Here is a 20,069-nt window from a genome sequence, read left to right as displayed (position 1 = left end):
TTCATCATTGAATCATTTTTTATTCGGCGGGTTCATCGATAGCTACTTGAATCATGACCACTGTTCCTTTTTGTGGAGCAGAGTCAATCGTTAACTCTCCTTCTAATGCGTTGATCCTTTCTCTCATTCCCATTAAACCAAAGGAATCTTCCTTGGTTTCTGTTGTATCGAACCCTTTTCCATCATCCTTTATGACGATAGAAACATGAGAACGTTTCATCTCGATTTTCACTTGAACCTCGGTAGGATCCGCGTGTTTATAAGCATTTTGTACTGCTTCTTGAACAAGTCGAAAAAGTCCGACCTCTAAGTTCGCCGGTAAACGAAGATCTTTTCCCATATGAGTGAATCTAATCACCATATTTGTCTGTTCTTCGACGTTTTTCAAATACTTGTTCAAGGTTGGAATGAGACCGAGATCATCGAGTGCCATTGGTCTTAAATCATAAATAATACGTCTGACTTCCGCTAAACTATCACGGATCATCGTTCGTAAGTCTTGAATTTCTTCGAGGGCCTTGTCCATTCCTTTTTCGTTGTGAACTCGTTCTACAAGTTCTGAACGAAGCATCACATTCGCTATCATTTGTGCGGGTCCGTCATGAATTTCACGCGCCACCCGTTTTCTTTCTTTTTCTTGTGCTTCTATTATTTTTAAGCCAAATTGTTGTTTTTCTCTGGCTTCTTCCATCATTTCTCCAACTTGTTTTAAATCGCCGGCTAAGAAATTGTACACGACCGATACTTGGCTGACAAGTGCTTCAGCCCGTTCAATCGTTCCTTCTAACTGTAGCAGTCGCCTTTCCACATTATCTCTGCGTTCGCGGAGCTGTTTCTCTTCTTGTTGGAGAACTGCAAGCTCTACTTGTAATTCATTCGCGTGTTCATATGCCTTTTTCACTTCTTCATCACTGTAATTGTGAAAATGACGGCTTACTTCTGCAAGACGATTTCTAGCAAACCTTGCCTGCATATCCATATTTTCTGATTTATCAATGATTGTCGCTACTTTTTCACGAATATCTTCTAATTCTTGTTGTAAGGATTCATATTCTCGCCTTGATCGTTCGCTGATGTCAAAAATTTGTTCTTTGCTATCTCCTACGGTACTCAACATTGTGTTAATTATTTCGTCTAAGGAGTGCTTTGTTGACAAGTGTGTCACCACGCTTTTTCTGAATCGTTTATTTGACAGACTGCCTCGATTCGTTATGATTATTTTAGCACACTCTTAAGGACCTATTGATAAAACCATTAAAAAATCAAACAATTACATATTTCACGAAAATATGTAGGTTTTAAACTTCCTACTACAGGATATCATGTCTAGCCCTTTTCAAGTTTTACAATATTATTATACTATAATTACATCATCAGGAGGAGTTACATCGTCATGCTTTCTTCATATTACACCGTAAAATCCACTGGAACAAACGAAATAACCATCAATAAGTCCCGTTTCATTGCACATGTCAAACGTGTTACAACCGAGAATGAAGCACAAGAATTTATTCAAGCTGTAAAAAAAGAGCATTCGAGCGCGACTCACAATTGTTCAGCTTACATGATTGGTGAACAAGATAACATCCAAAAAGCGAACGATGACGGGGAACCTTCAAGAACAGCCGGCGTACCTATGCTCGAAGTGTTAAAAAAAAGGCATTTAAAAGATACTTGTGTTGTAGTCACCCGTTATTTCGGAGGTATAAAACTCGGAGCCGGTGGATTAATTCGCGCTTACGGATCTTCTGTGACAGAAGGAATCAACGCGGTAGGTGTCGTAAACCGTCAGCTCATGAATGTCATTGGCATCACTTTAGATTATACGTGGCTTGGTAAAATGGAAAATGAAATTAGACAGTCGTCCTATTTATTAAAGGATGTCCTGTACGAAGAGTCCGTTTGTTTTTTAGTATATGTTCCGATTGATAACGTGACGTCTTTTACCGATTGGGTAACTAATATTACAAATGGTCAAGGAATCATAGAAGAAAAAGAAGAAGTATATCTTGAAGAAGACGTCACAGAAAAATAATCCCTCTCGCAAAAATTGTAGAACTAGACGGGTTTTATACAATATTTCCGGGGAAATATTTATTTCTTCGGGAATGTTGTATTTTTTTGTAACGTTCTGAAAGCTATGCACGTCTAAGAGAATGGGACAATAATGTCACAGCTTTGTTAGGTTTCTATGATAAAATACATTTACGTATGCCTTCTGCTTATGTAAAATGATTGAGAATGAATAAGCAGCTTAATTTTATGAAACAAGGAGAATATTATGGCTGATAATGCACCTCGCACAAGAATACGACGCCGAAAAACGAGAACTCGTCGTGTCTTAAAGATATTTATGATATTAGGATTGATTTCCTTTGTCGTTTTAGGCACATTGGTCGGGTATTTTTTCTGGAAATTCACAACAGTAGCAGCTGATACACAAGATTCTCTCGATCGCGGCGAAAAATCAGAAAAACGAGAAGCCGCCGTTGATCCACAGCAAGACAATATTTCTGTTTTATTTTTGGGAGTCGATGATCGCGATGGCGAACTCGAAGGTCGTACGGATGCTATGATTCTCGCCACTTTTAATAAAGAAGATTCATCGGTGAAAATGACGAGTATTCCAAGGGACTCTTTAGTTAGCATCCCTGGTCACGGTGAAGACAAAATCACACACGCTCACGCATTTGGCGGAACGGATTTAGCAGTTCAAACGGTAGAAAATATGCTGGATGTTCCGGTGGATTATTACGTGAAATTGAATTTTGAAGCCTTTATTGAAATTATAAACGCTCTTAACGGCATTGAAGTCGAGGTTCCTTTCTCCTTCACCGAACAAGACAGCGAAGGAAATGACAATGCAATTGCTCTTGAAGAGGGAACACAAATGCTCGACGGGGAAGAAGCTTTGGCTTATGCTAGAATGAGAAAACAGGATCCTCGCGGCGATATCGGCCGCGGTGACCGTCAGGAAGAGATTGTTTCTGCTCTTATTGAACGCGGAGCTTCGATTTCTTCGGTTCATAATTATGATGATGTGTTAGACAGTGTCGGTGATCATATGTCCATGAATTTAACGGTCGGTAATCTTGTTTCATTCCATAACTATATCGGCTCCGTTGACAACATTGATCAATTACAGTTACAAGGATCTGATGTCTATTATGATGATATTTATTATTACCAACTTGATCCTGCTGTAACCGATGAGGTGTCACAAGAGTTACGTAATCACTTAGAATTAGACGATAATGAAACTGCAGAATCTCCGTAAAAGGGGGTTCTGCTTTTTTTGAATGGGCGTGTGCTGGTTTCGGGACAGTGGGTGTGGTTTTCGGGACCGTTTGATTAAGTTTCGCTCCCATTTTGTCTAATTACGGGACACACCACCCCGTTTCGATCCCTATTTCCTCTCAATCGGGACAATCGCTAACAACGATGACAAATCATAAGTTCTGCCCTTATGCTTGTGATTATGCTTAAGTTGGAGAGATCGCAAAATCCTTGTCCCTGTCTTTCTCGAAGGAAGGCCGAGAAAATGGCAGCTTTGTTCATTGGTTATTGTAGTTTGAAATAATAGCGCACAATCAATAAGTGCTTTAATGTGGGTATTTTTGGAGCGATGACCGCAGACAGCACACTTCCACCCGGTGCTATACTTCATTGGGATTTCATCACATGCCTCACATTGAACACCACTTTTGATTGCTCCGGGATCTATTTCAAAATGTTGCACCATATTCGTATCGAGCGGACGGTGATGGCGTTTTAAACGGGAAGCAATCTGCTCCATCGATTTTGGCGATATAGTGAGGTTAGGGTGTTGCATTTCTAATTCGAGGATGTCATAAGGAAGTTGGGCGGCATGAATAACTTTTTCGAGGGAAGAAGACGGGGCTTCAATGATTGTAGTGGGAAAGCTGATGACTACGACTTTATAAATGGGAGGGATTGGTATTTGTTGCTGTTCCAGCCATTTTTCAAACTGTAGATGATGACGTTTGACTTGAAGTCTCGGATCAGAAAAGCCTTCCACTGTTCCATTAACCTTGCGGACCATCTGATAACGATGCGGATCAAACGACAGCGTTCCTGCTATATTTTTCACTTCAATGATAAGAAAAAAAGATGAAGTTAGAATCAGGGTGTCGATTTGAAAATAACCTAATGAATTGCGAAGACGGAGATCATGAAAAATCATGTGAGCGGGGTTTAGAAAGGTTAAATGATAATCGATGGATTGTTCCCCGCGATATCCCGCAGCATAATTGGATAGTGCTTTCTCGATTTGCTGTTGCTTCGGGTGTGATGCGTGGAGTCTTTTGTATAAAGATTCAAGTTGTCTTAATTTTAGAGGTTTGTTGCGTTGTTTTTTGATCATGGCATCGTCTCCTTGATTCTTTATTCGACTAAAAAGTGATATTTCCTTTTTGATGGGGAAGCTTTTTCTCATTTTTGGGACAATGTTCTCTCATTTCGGGACACTCTCGCTAATTATCGGGACAACATAGCGCCTTTCCGGACAATTTTCTCCACTTTCGGGACAACGAGACAACGACACCAAGTAAAAAAGCTCCCCACCTAAGTGGAGAGCTTAATTTATGGTCGTTTTGGAGAATTAAATTTGTTCATTAGTCGCTTCATCGGGCGGTAACTTTGATGGACCAGACCTACTTGTTCTGCCATCAGTTCAATACCGATAAGAAGAATCATCATAATCACCAGAGACACCCACAACGTTGAAATCGTAAAAACAACGGCGGATAGTCCAAAAAAGAGACTAAGCGCATAAATGATCAACACCGTTTGTTTATGGGAATACCCGAGACGCAGCAAACAGTGATGCAAGTGAGATTTGTCAGGCGCAGACAATGGCTGCTTGTTGACAACACGGCGTATAATCGCGAAAAACGTGTCCGAAATCGGTACCGCGAGTATAATGACCGGCACGACGAGAGAAAATATCGTTACGTTTTTAAAACCGAGTAGCGATATAACCCCTATCATAAACCCAAGGAACAGAGCACCACTGTCTCCCATGAAAATTTTTGCCGGATTGAAATTGTGAACGAGAAATCCAAGTGTACCACCTAAAAGGGCAATGCCAAGCGCTACAATGAATATATCTCCTTGAATAATCGACAGCACCGAAACGGTTGCAAGTACAATTGAAGACACCCCTGAAGCTAAACCGTCGAGTCCATCAATTAAGTTGATTGCGTTCGTTATTCCAATAATCCATATTAATGTTAGTGGAATGCTCAACAACCCTAAATGAAGACGACCGTCAAAGGGGAGGTTAATAAATTCAATTTGCACTCCGCCCATAATGACAATAACAGCGGCCGCTATTTGACCGAGAAGCTTCCATTTTGCCGACAATTCAATTAAATCGTCCAGAAAGCCGGTCATAAAAACAATCGTTCCTGCTGCTAAAATATATGGTAAATAACTGTTTTCAGGCTGTAATATTAATAACCCGACTAAAAATGAGACGTATATGGAAAGACCACCAAGTCTTGCCATGGCTCCTTTATGAACTTTTCGAGAATTTGGCTGGTCTGTTGCTCCGATTCGAAAGGCAAGCTTCTTCACAAGCGGAGTCAAGAACAGAGACAGTAAAAAACATGTGGTCAGTGCCAGTCCAGTGATCATTTTGAACCTCCTCCATTACCGTTACCCAATCTTTGTTATTTTATTACTTTTTATTTTCTAGTATTCTACTGGTTTTTAACCGCATTCCATCGAATTATATCATAATTTGCACAACGCAGTACCCTTTCATAGAAATTTTATGATATTTTTCTTCGTTAGACGTCCTTGACACTAGAACGTTACAATCTTTTTACGTTTATAAGAAATCTTTCCCTCTATGAAAATAGCTGATATAATGCATCTAGTCATAGATTTTTCGTTTCATACATTTTCACCTTTCTCTATGAAAGGATTAATAAAAAAGGAGGCATATTTTATTATGAAAAGATGGTTTTTTGCCGGAGCAGCAAGTTCAATTTTGGCTGTAGGTGTTCTCGTTACAACGCCTGCTATTGCTAAATCTGAACCAGTGCTTGCAAGTGTTGATTGGGTCGTCTCTCAAATTGAACCTTTAGAGGAGCGCATCAATGAATTGGAAGAAAGAGTGGATGAACTCGAAGGCGATGTAGAAGATTTGCAGGAAGAACAAAACAATTAATCCCTCCAATATATATACATAGAAAGAAGGATTCTGTATTATGTATAAAAAATTAACAGCAGCACTTCTGTCGGTTCCTCTGCTCGCCTTTGCTGCTTCTCAAGCACATGCAGAAGAACCGGAGGATTTATATCAAGACCCGATGACTATTAAACTAGTTCCGTCATCTAATTTTACCGTTTCGATTCACGGGTCCTATGAACTCATTGATCTTGAGAACGGAGAAACTGTTGAGATAGAGGATGAGATTAAGTTTCGACACGGTGAAGAAGATGTAACTCTAAGAATTCCTGGTGGTGAGGAAGAGGAAGAATACACTTCTTCTGAAGGGTACACATTGAAAGAAGACGGCGTATCAAGCGATAACTATGTTTCCATTACTTCTGTATTACGGGCCGGCACTTCTTTTCAAACGACCGATTACCGCGGTTCTCTTGTTATTGAACCCGAAGAAGACCGTAATCCAGATGGGGCTGATGATGTAGAAGAACAAGATCCAGAAAGTGATCCGGAAGAGGAAACGGTAGGTCGTCTTCAATTGTTCAACGTGCTTGATATGGAAGATTATTTAAAAGGTGTTGTTCCACGTGAGATGTCAGCTTCGTGGCCAATCGAGGCACTAAAAGCACAGGCAGTTGCTGCACGGAACTATGCTCAAATGAACATGGCATCGAATGAATTTTTGTATGACACTACCTCCCATCAAGTATATCACGGTCTTTCTGGAGAAGGAGCTCGAAGTAATCAAGCCGTGGAGGATACAAGAGGAGTAATTGCGACTCATAATGGCTCTCCGATATACGCTTATTTCCACGCGAGCTCAGGCGGCCACACGGATAACAGCGAAAATGTGTGGGCAAATGAAGTACCTTATATTCGTGGCGTGGAAGATTCCTATGATACACACGGTTCAAACCCTAATAACAATTGGACGACAACCCTGTCACAAGATGACGCGACAGAAGCGATTTTTCCGGATGGCAATCACGAACTGGTTGATTTAGAGATTATGGAAAAAAGTGACGCAGGCAGAGTTTTAGAAATGAAAGCTACTGGTATTAATGAAGATACTGGAGAAACAGAAGAAAAAGTACTACCCGATGGTTCATCCCCCGATTCTCTCCGTTGGAATCTAGGAACGACATTGAAGAGCACTATGTTTGACCTTTCTTCAGAAAGTAGCGGCAATGATGGCGTTACTATCAAAACGGCCGATGGCTCTGAAGAATCTTTTGATTCCGCAATAGGTATGGAAATGCGCCAGGAGGACGGATCAGATGAAGCTATTACTTATGAAAACCTGGCTGTACGAACAACCAGCGGTGTAGAATATGTAGACAATATTTCTGCTTCTTCGTTTGAATTTGAAGGCAGTGGCTGGGGACACGGTTTAGGCATGAGTCAATGGGGTGCTTATAACATGGCACAACAAGGCATGGATTATCGCGATATTCTCAACCACTATTACACAAATATCGACATTGTAGAACAATAAATAGACAAGCAAGCAGTTATAGCTGCTTGCTTTTTTATCGAAAAAAACAAATTAGGGTTCTCCCAATCAAATCTCGTTCATAAATAAAAATACCCCAAAGTTAGTTTTTTACTCTAACGTTGGGGTGCAATGCCAAATCGGACGTTTTTCATATTATTCTTCGTTGATAAAATAACTATCCATTGCGCGTGCCATAAATAAGGAGAACTGGGCACGGCTTGTCGTTTCATTCGGGCGGAACGCTTCACCTGCTTCTGATGTAATGTTTTGATCGGCAATCACATTAATTTGTTCAAAGTTCGGATAATCTTCTCCGATATCGGTGAAAGAATAAGTCGTGTCGGCTTCTGGTAAATCATAGGCTGCCACTAATAGGCTTGCCATTTGCGAACGTTTCAATCCTGCTCCTGGCATCATTCTACCATCGTTTCCTGTCATAATACCATGATATTCCAATGCCGCTAACTCATCATACGCATGATAATCAGCACTTACGTCTGTTGCTTTTATTTCATAATCTTCCGGTGCTTCTAAATCAAGTGCGGATGTCAGCATTTTCGCTGTTTGAGAGCGGGTAATTGTATCTCCTGGTTCAAAATTCCCACTAGGATAACCGTTAATAACACTTTGGTCAGCAAGATACTGGATTTCACCAAACGCATGGTAATCCGTACTTACATCTGCGAACATAGGATCTTCCGGAATCGAAGGCTCCCCTGCCCCCATTTCTCGGATATCACTTTCGAGTTCGTCCACTCGCTCTTCGGTTTCTTCTATGTTGTTCTCTGTCTCGGCCGTCTGTTCTTCTGTCCAATCAACACTTGCCGCTTCTTCTGACTCATCGGCTCCAGCTTCTGATGAACAACCTGCTAGCACCAAAGCACCAAGTATTCCTCCGCTAAGTACTGTGTTCTTCCATATGTTTCCCATACGTTCCTCTCCCTTCGAAAAAACAGTATTATTTACGCCCGATGCCGTGATAAATAATTCCATCTGCTTTCAATGATTTTACATCCAATGCATTTCTTCCATCAATGACGACTGGGCGTTTCAAATGATCTTTGAACTGGGTTGATGTCAGAGCTTTGCATTCATCCCATTCTGTCACCAGAAAAGCAGCATCTGCTCCATTTATAGCATCTACAGCAGTTTCTGTATAGGTAATATCAGCAGTTATCATTTGTTTTGCGTTTTCTGTAGCGACAGGATCAAATGCTCGGATATGAACACCACGATCAGCTAGTTCCTGTATAATTTTCAATGCCGGTGCTTCTCTTATGTCATCCGTGTTCGGTTTAAAGGCAAGGCCGAGAATCGCAACCGTCAACCCTTGCACCTCTTCGTCAAAAATCCGCAAAAGATGATCGACCATTTTACGGTTTTGCTGTTCATTCACATCATTCACAGCTTGTAACAGATTTGGATGATATTCTTTTTCTTCGGCTAAATACTTCAATGCTTTGACGTCTTTTGGAAAACAAGATCCTCCGTAACCAATGCCCGCATTCAAAAATTTCGGGCCAATTCGATGGTCAAGTCCCATTCCTTCAGCTACTGCATTCACGTCTGCATCATAAATATCACAAATATTGGCGATTTCGTTGATAAAGGATATTTTTGTAGCCAAAAACGCATTCGATGCATATTTTGTCATTTCTGAACTTCGCGTATCCGTCACAACTAGTTTATCGGTCAATGGTTGGTGAAGCTTTGTAAGAATTTCCGTCGCTTTTTGGGAAGAACCTCCGATGACGACACGATCTGGATGGAATGTATCTTTAACCGCAGATCCTTCGCGTAGAAACTCCGGCACGGAACAAACGTCAACACTTGCTGACGGCTGTCGTTTTTGAATAATACGTTCCACAGCTTCTGCTGTACCGACTGGAACTGTAGATTTATTGACTATGACTTTATATGTTTCGTCAAGCTCTGCGCCAATTTCTTCGGCGACCGCATAAACATAAGACAAATCGGCCGCACCCGTTTCAGTTTCCGGTGTCCCGACCGCAATCAAAATAACATCCGATTGGCGTACAGCTTGACCAATATCTGTCGTAAAACAGAGGTGACCAGCTTCCTTATTTTTTCTTACCAACTCTTTTAAACCTGGTTCATAAATTGGAATCTCACTACGATTCAGCCGTTCCACTTTTTCTTCGAGATTATCAACACAAACGACTTGATTACCCATTTCCGCAAAACAAGTTCCAGATACAAGTCCCACATATCCTGTTCCCACTACAGCTAAGTTCATCTTGATCTCACTACTTTCTTTTTAACATAGTTCATCATGTCATCTATTTCCCTGAATCGTAATACTTTCATTAAAAATACTAATAAAACTCCAGCGATGATGGCACCTGTTATTAGTGATATATATGGTCCATCCATTTGGAACAACCTATTCCAACCATACAACAAAGCGCCAAATGCAAGCAGCAATGTGACAAGTTTCAACACATCTGCTCCCCATTTCACTTCAGACTTCTTCTGCAATTTTAACACATATTTACTACCAATTAAGAGAAGACCAAAGTTACAAATCGACGCAATCGAAGTCCCCCATGCCAATCCGGCTGCCCCCATTGTGTCTATTAGTAAAAAATTAATACCGACATTGATTCCAAGTACCGACAATAAACTTACAACGACTGGGTAAATCGAATGTTCATAAGCATAAAAAAACCGTGTGACGTAAAGGTTAGCCGCATGAAAAAACATACCAATCACTAAAATTTTCAAAAGCGGTGCTGACATCGCTGTCGATTGCCCTGAAAAGTTACCGTATTGAAAAATCGCTTGAACGATATCTTCAGCATAAAATACGACAAATACCGCCACTGGTAAAATCGTCATTCCCATTAAGCGCAACCCTTTTAGATATAAATCGCTTATGCCGTCCTTTTCCGCAGCTGCCACTTTTCTTGACAACAACGGATAGACAACTGTCGTTACAGCCATCATGAGAACACTTTGTGGCAACTGTACTATTTTTGACATGTAATTTAAAGCGGCGATGTAACCTTCATCAAGGTACGAACCAAACATTCGGTGAATCAGGAAATAAAGTTGCAAAGTAGCACCGCCGAGCAATATCGGAATAGCTAATTTCATCGTCCGCCATGTTTCCGGGCTTCGGTTAAAACGAAACCCAAAGTGAAAGAACTTTCCACGCCGGATCAAAATGACGAGAAACACGCACATAAGTACCGCACTCACAACCGCACCCCAAGCATGAGCATATGCTCCTAACCATGGGAAAAACACAACCGCAATCCCGAGGAAAGAACCATTTAACAGTAATGTAGCCGTTGCTGCCCAGGAAAATCGGTCATTTACGTTCAAAATCCCAGTTAACCACATCGAAATCATTAAGAAAAAAGTTGCCGGTGCCATAATCCGAAACAAATCGGCCGTCAAACGAAAGTTTTCTTCGGACAGACCTGAAAAAAGAATGCCGATAATTTGTTCTGAAAAAAACATTAAGCCTGCACTGAAAACAATCAGGGCCATCGTCATCCACGCAAATACTCTTTCTAAGTACTCCCGCTGTCCAAGGGGACCTTCTATTTTTGTATAGACCGAAATGAAAGCTGTTGTAATAGCACCACCAACAACTACATAGAAAAAGTTCGGAAGTGTATAGGCAAGAGCAACACTATCTGCTTCATAACTTGTCCCAAACTGATAGCCGACGACAATTTCCCGGAATATACCTAAAAAACGCGATAATAAATTAATAATCGCGACAATTCCGATGGCTTGTAATAATCTTTTGCCTTTCATTTCACATACGATCCTTTCGGAGCGCCCTGACCTTCTTTACACTCGATCAATAAAATCTTCCAGCATGCCTATGATCTGTTCTTTACCGCTCACAAATGGAACAGGTTCAAAGCCGGCTGCCTTATGGAGCGCCTCTTTCAACTCCGCCGGCTGTTCTATACCGATAATGTGGCCGGCCGAGTCGAATTGTTCTACAATTTCTGTCTGATGATCATCATTATGCTCTCCATGTTCTGCAAGCCGTGGCACCGCAATGACAGGTTTACTTTTCTTTACGCCAGTAATGATCGACCCTGTTCCGCCGTGCGCCACAATGACACGAGCTTCGTCATATTTTTGATTCATCTCTTCAAAGCTTATAAATGGAAGGAGCGTCATTTGCTCCGATTCATATTTTGTATGGCCGGATTGAACAATAACTTCTTCTGTAATCGTTCCGTCATCTATTAAGTTTTCCGTTTCTTGCAATAGTCTGTGGAAGGGGAGCTCATGTGTGCCAAGTACGACTAAAATCAATAGATTGACCCCCCATGGACTGCTTTAGGATAATGCTCTAACATCGTTTCCCATTGTACGACAAACAAATCTGCAATCGGATAAACCAATTTACCGGATAATGTTGGTGATGATGTTTTTGCAAAACTTTCTATGAAAACAACTTTTTTTCTAAATAGCTTCGCAATGTAACACATCGGTACTGATGTATGTACCCCCGTTGTCACGACGACATCCGGTCTTTTTTTCAAAAAAATCCCCAACGATTTCAAGACGTTATAGGAAAATTTAAATAGATAACTTAACGGATAATTGCGAGCACCGTAAACAAGAAAGGACATCGGGTGCTCTTTTGCCATATCTTTCGTGACAATCGTTTTCTCCGTTACAAGATAATAATCATATTTTTCAAAGAGCGGCTTCAATTGCATTAACTGTGTAAGATGGCCGCCTACTGAGGATATAAATAACACTTTTTTCTGTTTATCTGCCATGCTATTTCCCATTCCTTTATTGTGCGTCTTCATAAATAGCAAGCACTTTGTCTGTCATTTTATCAGCGTCGTTCTCATCGACTTTTTCTTGCGCTTTTTCAACCAGTTGCTTGCGTTCATCGTCGTGGTTAAGTACATATACAATGTTGTCGGCAAGCGAGTCTGGCTGCTGCGGCTCCGTTAAAACTCCAGCGCCGTCATCCAATAAGTGGGCCAAACCACCTGTTTTCGTTCCAACAACTGCAGTGTGACAAGCCATCGCTTCCAAAGCAACAAGTCCGAATCCTTCTATGTGTGACGGTAAAATAAACACATCCGCTGCCGCCATCCATTCTGCTACTTCGTTTTGGGATTTTGGACCATGAAAATCAACTTGTTCTGAAAGACCTAATGTTTGAAGTCGTTCTTTCAACGTTTCAAGGTATGATTCTTGTTTTGCCGGACCTACCACATGCAAACGCATCGTCGGAAAGCGTTGCTTTACTTTCGGCAACGCTTCGATGAGATCTCCAATCCCTTTTTCTTCAATTATATTACCAACAAACAACAAATGCTTCTCGTAAGGGGATATGTCCCATTTTTTATGTATATCGGTCATCGGTCTTGGATAAAACACCTTCCGATCAACTCCCATACTGAAAACGGACACCTTATCGGACGGAATTTGAAAATCATCCATAACCTGCTTTTCCAAATCATGACCGACTACAATAACGTGTGCGGCGTCTTTAAGAATTTTTTTCGTTTGGTTATGAAAAAACCGTCCTTTTTTCGCCATTTTATTCAAGTCACCGCCATGGCAAGTAACAATATAGGGCGTACCAAATCGCTTGTGAAACCAGCGTGCTAACAATCCAGATGGAAAGGCATAATGCGCATGAACAACGTCATAGGATTTACCTGCAGAAACAAGGCGCCGAAATGTACTATAAATCCAGGAACTATACTTCTTGGCGACATTTTTCTTTCCCATGTTTGGATTGGTAATCGCGGCAACGTCCACCTGGTTTCCCTTATTCATCAGCGCCTCCACTTGATTTTTCACAAAAATACCAAACGTAGGTGCTTGATTGGAAGGATACATGTTACTAATCACTAGAATACGCATTGTCTATTCCTCCGTCGTTTTATCACGTTTATACCAATTAACGGCAATTCCAAGAAAGAGCCAGAAAAACAAAGCAATCTGATGGTTTTCCCAAGCGGTCGAAAGAGTTCCCATCAATAACCATGCCACCGTAAATGTAATAATAAACAAGCCGACCCAACGCCGTTTGGGATCATTGAATGAGATTAGTTTTGCCATTGTTTTAAAAATCGCAACGAAAATGAAGGCGAGCAGTATAACGCCAACCACACCGTACTCTACTAAAACATACAGCGCATTGTTATCCACCGTCTGCATCGTTGTTGGCAAGTCTTCATGCATGAACTGATGCATTTTCGAGTCAAAGAAAAACGCCGCATTGCTTCCAAACATACCCGGTCCGACACCAAATACCGGACTAAACGTAAACACAAGCAATCCACTTAAGACGATTAAATAACGATAGTTACTCGATAAATCAAACGTATTCGCATTGCGTTGGGCAAACCCTTCTAACGTCAATAAAGCAATTCCATATCCCACGATAAATACAACAAGTAAGCCGATTGCTCCGTAAAGCATTATTCGGAACGCTTTAGTTTTTCTAAAGATTAAACCTACTAATCCAAAACAACCTATCATTGCAAGAAATGCCTGACGTGAGAACGTTAACCCAAGTCCCGTTAATAGAACCAGTCCGATAAGTCCATAGATTAGCATCTGTTTTTTGCTTAATTGGGAACGATAAACAAATATATAAATCGCAAGCAACAATAAGATAGCTACTAAGTAGCCGCCAAGTGTATTACTTGAGTCCATCAGACCAAACGCCCGTATTTCTTCACCGATAGCAAGACTTCTACGCTCTTCTGCGTCACGAAGCGGGAGCGGTACCTTGAATAGAACTTCGAACATACCGACGACCACCTGTAACACACCAAGTCCTAAAATGATGTGAAAAAGCCGTTTCACCCACTGTTCGGGTATCTCAATCGTTAATAATATGAAAAACAAAATGAGGAATTGAAACAACGCACGGACACCGAAAACTCCTTGCGCAAACGGAACGTTATTCACAAATAAACTGAATAAAGCAAACACGAAAAAAACAAGCAAGCTCGTATTCAATGGATTTTTTAAACGTTTGAATAATTTTTCACGACCGATTTCGGGATGGAAAATCACCACCGCTGTCATTAAAATTAATAAGCCTTCACTGGCATACCCTAGTAAAGTGGGAACGATAGGCATCCAATTCGACCAAATCCTCGTAAATAATAATTCAAATGACGTCCATACTACCAATAGAGCAGTTGCCATTAATAATAAGTTGTTCGTTCTATCTACTGGCAGATACCGATTAAACATGTCTTTCACACCATTCATCCTAGTATTGTCCTTTCAGCTAAAAGCAGATTCATTCCTTCTGCAGCGCTTTGCTTTAATGAAACTGACACCGATTCTGTTTCTTCCTGAAGATTTCCCCATTCTTCCACTGCCTTTTCAAAGACAGCCGGGATATCGGTTACGTTATCAATCGCTACAGAATAGGATTCTTTATTTATTTCACTCATAAAGTCTTTCACTTTTTGATGGTACTCTACCCCTATCACTGGCGTCTGGGCATTAACAGACAAAATAAGCGAGTGAAGCCGTGTGCCAATCACCAAATCCTGCGCCGCAGCCACTTCTATAATGTCCTCCGGAGCTAGATTCTCTTCTAAAATATGGAGGCGCTCGTGATACTTCATCGAAGTCGCGATATCCTTTGTTACTTGCACGTCTTCTGGATATTTTGTCGAAAAAAAAGTGACATTCACATTATGTGTCTCGATAAGTTCGTCAAGAGATTGCGCCATTCCCTGAAGATACGCTTCATATTTGGCAGGGTTCGGCTCCGGCCAATAGTAATTACTGAAATACGGAACCGCCGTTACTCCAACGTTACGAATTTGCTCACTCCGTTGATGAGGTTGTTGAACCGGCACAGAGAACGCTGGATCATATATGACATTGATGTCCTTTTGGACGCCAATGCTTTGCAAAAGTTTCTTTGATTTTTCATCTCGCACCGCAACAGAGGACGAAGCACGAATTAACTGTTTAATAAAAAACGTGCCTGTTTTTGTTGTAATAGGGCCTGCTCCAACGCCATGTACTGCAACGCGGCAGCCGCTAAACTTCCCTGTTAAACCGAGAACACTATAGAGCGGAGCATCCCGTTTATACATATCCATCAAAAGACCGCCTCCGCCCACGATGAGGACATCAAGATGTTTCATTATTTTGCGGCTCTCTCGGATGGTTTTCCAACCTGATTTTAGAACAGTTCCCTCTTTATAAAGGAGTGGATAGGAAGATACTCCATGACGATCCTTTGTATTGGAGGGATTGTTGCTGAATACTACAATATTTTCCTTCTCCACCTTACCAACTGTTATCAATTGATGAATCAAACCGGCAAGGATGGCTTCATCCCCATTATTATTATGTCCATAATTACCTATAATGCCAACCTTCATATATGTAAGTACCTGACCTTTTCTTTATGTTTAGCAAGACAATGCTGCGCGCTAAACGATAAAGCCACGCAGCATTCTTCTATTATTACCATACCTCTTATTATACACCCGATTCACGTGAAAGCCTAGTTTCGATTTTTTTACAGTTCATAAGAAAAACGGAGCCTCACTTTTTAGAATGTGCTTCTTTCCCCATCCACTCCAGACGGGACACTTTCCACGGATATGCCCTCCTTAAAGGGTAAAAAACGTAAAGGTTCTGTTTTTTATAGAGGTCATTGAATAAAAGGACGGTGATCCCTGCGCGGGTTCGCTTTCCGTGGGCATGGCCTCAGCCTCCTCGAAAGCGCCTGGCGGCTCTTTCTCCGGGGTCTTCAACTCATGCTTTCCCCACAGGAGTCTCACCTGCTCCGGTCTCACCTCCCATCTTGATATAAAGGAAACCGTTTTATTATGCATAGAACATGTAACATGTAGACTTCTTCAGCAAAATATAAATTGAGCAGATTCTATTCTTTCTCGCCAATAGCTCCACATTTTATATACATTTTTATCTATTAAGAAAAACGGAATCTGGTAACCAGAAATTCCATCCTTTTTTAGACCTCACTTTTTTAAGTGATATGCTTCTTTCCGCATCCACTCCAGACGGCGTTTTCCACGGGCGTGGAAATACACTTATTTCAAAAAAATTGCAACATTAATAAATCCGCGGTCTTTTGTACATGAAACGACCGCGGATAAAAATTATTTAGGAGTATAGAAGTTTTGTGTATAGTACGGTTGTTTGCGAATTTCATCGAAAGCAACACCGACACCAAGACGATGATAATCACCCAGTAGAGCTTCGCGATGTCCGGTAGTGGAATTCATCCAGCTTTGGTGCACATACAACGGACTCACTTGACCATAAGCAATATTTTCGGCGGCATCACTATAATGAATACCATCATCCAACATTCGATCAAACGGGTCTTCTCCATCTAAATTTTGGTGTTCAAAGAAATGATTTCTCGCCATATCTACACTATGAGAAAATGCCGTTTCAGAAATGGCATCATCCCATTCTAAAATACGCTTTCCATACCTTTTTCGTTGTGCGTTAGCTAAATGAAACACTTGGCTCTCAAAGCTTTCTTTCAACGTTTCGTCCGGTTCCGCGTAATATTGGCGGAAATCTTCTTCTATCTCATCGTCAATAATGAAGACTGCTGTTATAAGATTGCTACGATGTGTATCATAGAAAAATGTTGTATATTGACCGTTTGATTTAAAGACGCTGCTAGAATCTTCTGTTTCAACACTAAATTGGGAACCACCCTTTTGAATATATTTAAGTGGTTCTCCATAAGCATCGAGAACATCGGACTTTCTATCGTTTAAGTCTAAATCATGTTCTCCCTGCCATGTGTTTTGATTCGAATAAGCCGCAACGACTTCCCCATCTTCTACACCAATCTGAACATAATCATTATAATTGTTATGGTATAAATACCATTCGAATCCATAACGACTTTGTTCCGTTTCTTTCGGTTCGCCTAGGGCAGCTTTCAAAGAAGTTTCTGAATCTCCAAGACCCACCCCACGAAAATGCCATGCTTTTTCATCGCTTCCTACATCAGAGGGAGGGGTATTGACACTTTCCACTCGAAAATCGTCTTCCATTGCTCTTGCTAGAAACACAGAGAATTGAGCTCTAGTGGTATTTTCTCCCGGTCCAAAACTTCCATCGGCATGTCCACTCGTTATTCTGTTCGCCGCCAAACGTTGAATCGCATCCAGTGCCCAATAGTCTTCCGGCACATCAGTGAATGAACCATCGTCTGATTTGTCAAAACCAAAAGCATTCGATAACACAACAGACATTTGCGCGCGCGACAGCTCTTCACTCATATCAAACGTTTCTCCGTCTCCCGTCATAATTCCCTCATTAGCTACCGCTGCGATATAAGGGTAGTAGTGGGAATCTTTGTCGACATCACTAAACTCGGGATCAGTTGGGTTATCAATATTTAAATCCAGTGCGTTCGCAAGCATTTTTGCTGTTTGTGCACGGCTCACATTTTCCTTCGGCCGAAACGTATCATCCTCATAACCGCTCACAATATCCTGCTCTGTTATATACTGAATTTCATCTACTGCCCAATGATCACCTCCTACATCAGGAAATACAGTTTCCGCTTCTGTCATCAAAGGAGTAATAACAAGCACTCCCGTTAACAATAACAGCAAGGTTCGTTTTTTAGGCATAATGGTGACCTCCGTTTGTTGTGTAACTTGCGTTAACAAACTTCTTTAATATGTAACTTTGACTCTATTTTATCACGAATTGCTTTTTAATGGTTGTTAATTCCAAATACTTCTTATATTTTCTTATTGATGTTGACAATTTATATAATTTGTTTAAAATAAATTATATAAATTAAAAATATTATTATATAATTACATAGGTGGTGAATCTTTAATGAGTACCGAATGGGATAAATTAGAAGAAGCCCGAGATGTCATGGAAAGCGCAATCGCCCAATCTATGGTTATCTATGGAGTCACACCTTCTGTTGGAAGAATTTACGGGATTCTTTATTTCGCAAACGAACCATTATCCATTGATGACATTACCGTTCAGGTAGCAATGAGCAAAGCAAGTGTCAGCAACGGACTCCGTGAATTAATTGAAACAGAGATGGTCACAAAAGTGTGGAAAAAGGGTGAACGTAAAGATCATTTCATTGCTGAAAAGGATTTTTTGCGTAACTTCCTTCATTATTTCGTAAAAAAAATACGACAAGAAAGAAATCTACTGATGAAAGCTGCTGAACAAACAAAACCTACTATCCAAGAAATTGCTCAACACACTACAGATGAACATATCGAAAATACAGCAAAACAAGATTTAGCTTTGATTAAAGAAGCCCAGAACTACTTAGACTGGACCACCCGCTTAGCTAACGCACTCGAATCAAAAGAAATACTAGATTACGTTCCTCCTAAGAATGAGGAGTAAAGGAGAAACTGCAATGAATATCAAACAATCCGCTTTAGTACTAATTGACCTTCAAAAAGAAAGTAACTTTGGTCTTCTTCAAATGGAAGATACTGTTTCTAACTGTAAACAACTAATTAAAGCTTGCCGTAACGCTGGTATCCCTATCATTTATACAAGGCAAATAAATAGAAAAGACGGAATCGCTTTATCTAAAGGAGAACCATTGAATGAAGATGGATCCCCTTTTTTCTACGCAGCCCACACAGAAAGTATTGAAATTCTTGACGGTATCCAACCTCATGAAAATGATATCGTCATTGACAAATACCGCTGGAGTGCCTTTTTTGAAACAAACCTTGACCTCACTTTAAAAAGTCTGGGTGTTAAAGATCTTATTATAGGAGGTGTTGTCACAGATGGATGTTTAATGACCTCCGTTTTTGACGCTTATTTTCGAGATTATGATATCCATCTCATTCAAGACATCTGTTCGTCCTCCAATGAAGGGTCTCATATGGCATCTTTACTGATTATGGCTAATTGGATTTACACGTTACAAATGTATGATACCCCTAATTTCATTCAGCGTTTAAACGGTAAATCTTTCAATCACTGGGAATCTCCTAAACCAGATTCCCTGCCTTTTTCACCAGAAACGATGCGCGAAACGTATCATCAATTACATCCAAGTAAGGAAGATTGAAAACGAAAAGTGGCAGCATCTGATAAACGCTTAGACATATTCGTAAGTTCATGATTTATTCGGCCATATCCATATTGAATCACTTCTGCTAGCTGGTTTGGGGTTGTAGGTCCGGTGCTTCCCTTTTCGAGATAGTTTTTCCCATGAAATGTTTCGCATTGTAAAGATTCGGGACATTTCACACCGATTTTCGTTACGTTTTATCCTGGATTGGTCGTATTAGGGACAAAACGTTTTTCATCTACTTTTTATTTGTCTCCAAAACTCCATTACGAGATTTTCAACATTGATTTGTCCTAAAA

18 protein-coding genes are annotated in these 20,069 nt (G+C 40.7%); 6 read left to right on the top strand and 12 right to left on the bottom strand.

Annotated features, from left to right (window positions below; all coding sequences use genetic code 11):
• Nucleotides 1-19: 19 nt before the first annotated feature.
• Nucleotides 20-1,156: a sensor histidine kinase gene (locus J2S78_RS03040; RefSeq protein ID WP_306896133.1), complete on the bottom strand. Its 1,137-nt coding sequence runs from the start codon at nucleotides 1,154-1,156 to the stop codon at nucleotides 20-22.
• A 237-nt stretch (nucleotides 1,157-1,393) separates the two neighbouring features.
• Here J2S78_RS03040 and J2S78_RS03035 point away from each other — a divergent pair, with 237 nt between their 5' ends.
• Both J2S78_RS03035 and J2S78_RS03030 read left to right on the top strand, forming a co-directional pair.
• Entirely contained in the window at nucleotides 1,394-2,035 is a 642-nt protein-coding gene (locus J2S78_RS03035; protein ID WP_306896130.1) for a YigZ family protein, read from the top strand.
• Between the two features lie 246 nt (nucleotides 2,036-2,281).
• The gene (locus J2S78_RS03030) at nucleotides 2,282-3,277 is read left to right on the top strand and encodes an LCP family protein (protein WP_306896128.1); all 996 of its coding nucleotides are present in this window, start codon (nucleotides 2,282-2,284) and stop codon (nucleotides 3,275-3,277) included.
• A 129-nt stretch (nucleotides 3,278-3,406) separates the two neighbouring features.
• Here the strand turns inward: J2S78_RS03030 and J2S78_RS03025 are convergent, their stop codons facing one another.
• Together J2S78_RS03025 and J2S78_RS03020 are read right to left on the bottom strand one after the other, a co-directional pair.
• A complete protein-coding gene (locus J2S78_RS03025; RefSeq protein ID WP_306896125.1) occupies nucleotides 3,407-4,384 on the bottom strand; it encodes a nuclease-related domain-containing protein in 978 nt (325 codons plus the stop codon).
• A gap of 218 nt (nucleotides 4,385-4,602) precedes the next feature.
• A complete protein-coding gene (locus tag J2S78_RS03020; protein ID WP_370871518.1) occupies nucleotides 4,603-5,655 on the bottom strand; it encodes a glycosyltransferase family 4 protein in 1,053 nt (350 codons plus the stop codon).
• Between the two features lie 322 nt (nucleotides 5,656-5,977).
• On the opposite strand from J2S78_RS03020, the gene J2S78_RS03015 reads away from it, so the two are divergent.
• Both J2S78_RS03015 and J2S78_RS03010 read left to right on the top strand, forming a co-directional pair.
• Nucleotides 5,978-6,196: a hypothetical protein gene (locus J2S78_RS03015; RefSeq protein ID WP_306896121.1), complete on the top strand. Its 219-nt coding sequence runs from the start codon at nucleotides 5,978-5,980 to the stop codon at nucleotides 6,194-6,196.
• Nucleotides 6,197-6,236: 40 nt separating this feature from the next.
• Nucleotides 6,237-7,691, top strand: coding sequence for a SpoIID/LytB domain-containing protein (locus J2S78_RS03010; RefSeq protein ID WP_306896119.1), 1,455 nt, complete (start codon nucleotides 6,237-6,239; stop codon nucleotides 7,689-7,691).
• Between the two features lie 153 nt (nucleotides 7,692-7,844).
• On the opposite strand, the gene J2S78_RS03005 is transcribed toward J2S78_RS03010, so the two are convergent.
• The 9 genes from J2S78_RS03005 to J2S78_RS02965 all read right to left on the bottom strand — a co-directional run bounded on the left by J2S78_RS03005 (nucleotide 7,845) and on the right by J2S78_RS02965 (nucleotide 18,328).
• The gene (locus J2S78_RS03005; RefSeq protein WP_306896117.1) at nucleotides 7,845-8,621 is read right to left on the bottom strand and encodes an S-layer homology domain-containing protein; all 777 of its coding nucleotides are present in this window, start codon (nucleotides 8,619-8,621) and stop codon (nucleotides 7,845-7,847) included.
• A 28-nt stretch (nucleotides 8,622-8,649) separates the two neighbouring features.
• A complete protein-coding gene (locus J2S78_RS03000) occupies nucleotides 8,650-9,948 on the bottom strand; it encodes a UDP-glucose dehydrogenase family protein (RefSeq protein WP_306896115.1) in 1,299 nt (432 codons plus the stop codon).
• Entirely contained in the window at nucleotides 9,945-11,480 is a 1,536-nt protein-coding gene (gene murJ / locus J2S78_RS02995; RefSeq protein WP_306896113.1) for a murein biosynthesis integral membrane protein MurJ, read from the bottom strand. The genes J2S78_RS03000 and murJ overlap by 4 nt, the downstream gene beginning before the upstream one ends.
• Before the next feature lie 36 nt (nucleotides 11,481-11,516).
• Complete coding sequence (pssE, locus tag J2S78_RS02990; RefSeq protein ID WP_306896111.1) at nucleotides 11,517-11,996, bottom strand: PssE/Cps14G family polysaccharide biosynthesis glycosyltransferase; 480 nt, start codon at nucleotides 11,994-11,996, stop codon at nucleotides 11,517-11,519.
• Complete coding sequence (gene pssD / locus J2S78_RS02985) at nucleotides 11,993-12,469, bottom strand: PssD/Cps14F family polysaccharide biosynthesis glycosyltransferase (RefSeq protein ID WP_306896108.1); 477 nt, start codon at nucleotides 12,467-12,469, stop codon at nucleotides 11,993-11,995. The genes pssE and pssD overlap by 4 nt, the downstream gene beginning before the upstream one ends.
• Before the next feature lie 16 nt (nucleotides 12,470-12,485).
• Entirely contained in the window at nucleotides 12,486-13,577 is a 1,092-nt protein-coding gene (locus J2S78_RS02980) for a glycosyltransferase (protein ID WP_306896107.1), read from the bottom strand.
• A 3-nt stretch (nucleotides 13,578-13,580) separates the two neighbouring features.
• Nucleotides 13,581-14,942, bottom strand: a complete 1,362-nt coding sequence (locus J2S78_RS02975; protein WP_306896105.1) for an O-antigen ligase family protein — start codon at nucleotides 14,940-14,942, stop codon at nucleotides 13,581-13,583.
• Nucleotides 14,939-16,078, bottom strand: coding sequence for a polysaccharide pyruvyl transferase family protein (locus J2S78_RS02970; RefSeq protein WP_306896103.1), 1,140 nt, complete (start codon nucleotides 16,076-16,078; stop codon nucleotides 14,939-14,941). Before J2S78_RS02970 ends, J2S78_RS02975 begins: the two co-directional genes overlap by 4 nt.
• Before the next feature lie 747 nt (nucleotides 16,079-16,825).
• Nucleotides 16,826-18,328, bottom strand: a complete 1,503-nt coding sequence (locus J2S78_RS02965; RefSeq protein ID WP_306896101.1) for a CAP-associated domain-containing protein — start codon at nucleotides 18,326-18,328, stop codon at nucleotides 16,826-16,828.
• 214 nt (nucleotides 18,329-18,542) lie between these two features.
• On the opposite strand from J2S78_RS02965, the gene J2S78_RS02960 reads away from it, so the two are divergent.
• Nucleotides 18,543-19,082, top strand: a complete 540-nt coding sequence (locus tag J2S78_RS02960) for a GbsR/MarR family transcriptional regulator (protein WP_306896099.1) — start codon at nucleotides 18,543-18,545, stop codon at nucleotides 19,080-19,082.
• A gap of 13 nt (nucleotides 19,083-19,095) precedes the next feature.
• Nucleotides 19,096-19,767 (top strand): cysteine hydrolase family protein, encoded by a 672-nt coding sequence (locus tag J2S78_RS02955; protein WP_306896098.1) that lies wholly within the window; start codon nucleotides 19,096-19,098, stop codon nucleotides 19,765-19,767.
• Nucleotides 19,768-20,069 lie beyond the last annotated feature (302 nt).

It is taken from the genome of Salibacterium salarium, from assembly GCF_030813635.1.
GTDB lineage: Bacteria > Bacillota > Bacilli > Bacillales > Marinococcaceae > Salibacterium > Salibacterium salarium.
The sequence above is the reverse complement of the archived record's forward strand: the minus strand, read 5'-3'. Positions and strand labels throughout refer to the sequence as shown.

Excerpts from the sequence above, each read along its gene's own strand:
- J2S78_RS03035 (WP_306896130.1), top strand. The coding sequence starts at position 1,394 with ATGCTTTCTTCATATTACACCGTAAAATCCACTGGAACAAACGAAATA.
- J2S78_RS03030 (WP_306896128.1), top strand. The coding sequence starts at position 2,282 with ATGGCTGATAATGCACCTCGCACAAGAATACGACGCCGAAAAACGAGA.
- J2S78_RS03025 (WP_306896125.1), bottom strand. The coding sequence starts at position 4,384 with ATGATCAAAAAACAACGCAACAAACCTCTAAAATTAAGACAACTTGAA.
- J2S78_RS03015 (WP_306896121.1), top strand. The coding sequence starts at position 5,978 with ATGAAAAGATGGTTTTTTGCCGGAGCAGCAAGTTCAATTTTGGCTGTA.
- J2S78_RS03010 (WP_306896119.1), top strand. The coding sequence starts at position 6,237 with ATGTATAAAAAATTAACAGCAGCACTTCTGTCGGTTCCTCTGCTCGCC.
- J2S78_RS03005 (WP_306896117.1), bottom strand. The coding sequence starts at position 8,621 with ATGGGAAACATATGGAAGAACACAGTACTTAGCGGAGGAATACTTGGT.
- J2S78_RS03000 (WP_306896115.1), bottom strand. The coding sequence starts at position 9,948 with ATGAACTTAGCTGTAGTGGGAACAGGATATGTGGGACTTGTATCTGGA.
- murJ (WP_306896113.1), bottom strand. The coding sequence starts at position 11,480 with ATGAAAGGCAAAAGATTATTACAAGCCATCGGAATTGTCGCGATTATT.
- pssD (WP_306896108.1), bottom strand. The coding sequence starts at position 12,469 with ATGGCAGATAAACAGAAAAAAGTGTTATTTATATCCTCAGTAGGCGGC.
- J2S78_RS02980 (WP_306896107.1), bottom strand. The coding sequence starts at position 13,577 with ATGCGTATTCTAGTGATTAGTAACATGTATCCTTCCAATCAAGCACCT.
- J2S78_RS02975 (WP_306896105.1), bottom strand. The coding sequence starts at position 14,942 with ATGAATGGTGTGAAAGACATGTTTAATCGGTATCTGCCAGTAGATAGA.
- J2S78_RS02970 (WP_306896103.1), bottom strand. The coding sequence starts at position 16,078 with ATGAAGGTTGGCATTATAGGTAATTATGGACATAATAATAATGGGGAT.
- J2S78_RS02965 (WP_306896101.1), bottom strand. The coding sequence starts at position 18,328 with ATGCCTAAAAAACGAACCTTGCTGTTATTGTTAACGGGAGTGCTTGTT.
- J2S78_RS02960 (WP_306896099.1), top strand. The coding sequence starts at position 18,543 with ATGAGTACCGAATGGGATAAATTAGAAGAAGCCCGAGATGTCATGGAA.
- J2S78_RS02955 (WP_306896098.1), top strand. The coding sequence starts at position 19,096 with ATGAATATCAAACAATCCGCTTTAGTACTAATTGACCTTCAAAAAGAA.